1 protein-coding gene is annotated in these 426 nt (G+C 44.1%); it reads left to right on the top strand.

Annotation, left to right across the window (positions count from 1 at the left end; translation table 11 throughout):
* The coding region (locus HMPREF9075_RS13400; protein ID WP_009414997.1) for a hypothetical protein at positions 1-426 on the top strand (426 nt) is incomplete at both ends.

A 426-nucleotide genomic window follows, 5' to 3' on the forward strand; every position in this document is an offset into this window, starting at 1 on the left:
GCACTACCATACCCCTTACTGCACAAGACGATACATACACTGTTACCTATAGCAGCGAACCCCAAACAGTAGGCAGTGTTTATGATAACGACCATTACGGCACCCAAACACCTACCGATAAAGAGGTGCAATTTAGCTACATTCGTAGGAGTACCGATAACAACGGAAAGTATATCAGTACGGTACGAGGCGGAATGCTCCGACTTCCAGCAGGTTTATCAGTGGGTCGTCATTACATATATTATAAAATCAGAGATATTAAAGATGTTACTAATTCTGCTACTGCTACTGCCACCGTAATAGTACTACCCCAAACTACGACACCTACTACGGAAACGCCTACCACATCAACTTCTACTACAACGACACCCACCACATCAACTTCTACTACAACAAGCACTACCATACCCCTTACTGCACAAGACG

This window comes from Capnocytophaga sp. oral taxon 332 str. F0381 (assembly GCF_000318275.2).
In the GTDB taxonomy this organism is placed as follows: domain Bacteria; phylum Bacteroidota; class Bacteroidia; order Flavobacteriales; family Flavobacteriaceae; genus Capnocytophaga; species Capnocytophaga bilenii.